Raw genomic sequence first — 1144 nt, 5'->3', positions numbered from 1 at the left:
GTCCTGACCGCCCTCGCCCGGGAACTCGTGGACGAGCGCGCCCTCACGGTCCCCGCCCTGCGCACCGACCGCCCCGAGGAATCGGCCGTCACCGCCGCCCTGGCCCACCTCCACGTCCACGGCACCCCCGTCGACTGGACCGCCTGGTACGCGGACCGCGGCGCCCGCCGCATCGACCTGCCGACCTACCCCTTCCAGCGCGAGACCTACTGGCTGCGCGTCCCGGCCGCCGCCGACCCCACCGCGATCGGCGTGACCGACTCCGAACACCCCCTCCTGGGCGCCACCGTCGTCCTCCCGGACGGCGCCGCCGTACTCACCGGACGCCTCTCCCTCGCCACCCACCCCTGGATCGCCGACCACACCGTCTCGGGTGCCGTACTCGTCCCCGGCACCGCCTTCGTGGAACTGGCCCTGCGGGCCGGGCAGGAAGCGGGCTGCGCACACGTCGAGGACCTCACCCTGGAGGCCCCGCTCGTCCTGCCCGAACACGGCGGCGTCCAGCTCCGCCTCACGATCGCCGCCCCCGACCCGTCGGGCCGGCGCACCCTGGAGCTCCACTCCCGCACCGAGGACCCCGCCACCGCCGCCGACTGGACGCGGCACGCCGGCGGCACCCTGGCCCCCGAACCCCCGGCCGCCCGGCCCCAGGCCGCCCCCGAGCTCGCGGCCTGGCCCCCGCACGGCGCCGAACCCGTCGCCACCGACCACCTCTACGAGCTCCTCGACGAACTCGGCTTCGGCTATGGGCCGGTCTTCCGCGGCCTCACGGAAGCCTGGCGGCACGGCGAAGCCCTGTACGCCGCCGCGGCCCTCCCCGCCGCCACGGCACCCGACGCGGGCGCGTTCGGCCTGCACCCGGCCCTCCTCGACTCCGCCCTCCACGCCTCCTGGCTCGGCCTGCTGTCGGGTACCGCCACCGGGCAGGGACTGCTGCCCTTCTCCTGGAGCGGGGTCAGCCTGCACGCCACCGGCGCCCCCGCCGTACGCGTCCGGCTCACCCCGGCCGGCCCCGACACCGTCTCCGTACTGGTCGCCGACGCGGCGGGACAGACCGTCGCCTCGGTCGACGCCCTCGTCCTGCGCCCGGTCTCCGCCGAGCTGCTGCGCGCGGCGGCGGCCCCCCGCACCGACACCCTCCTGT

The 1144-nt window shown here is 77.2% G+C and carries 1 protein-coding gene; it reads left to right on the top strand.

Annotated features, from left to right (window positions below):
- The coding region (locus VR44_RS39660) for a polyketide synthase dehydratase domain-containing protein (protein WP_045952553.1) at positions 1-1144 on the top strand (1144 nt) is incomplete at both ends.

The organism is Streptomyces katrae (genome assembly GCF_000966975.1).
Lineage (GTDB): Bacteria > Actinomycetota > Actinomycetes > Streptomycetales > Streptomycetaceae > Streptomyces > Streptomyces katrae.
Note: the sequence above shows the minus strand (reverse complement) of the source record. Positions and strands in the feature narration are given on the sequence as shown.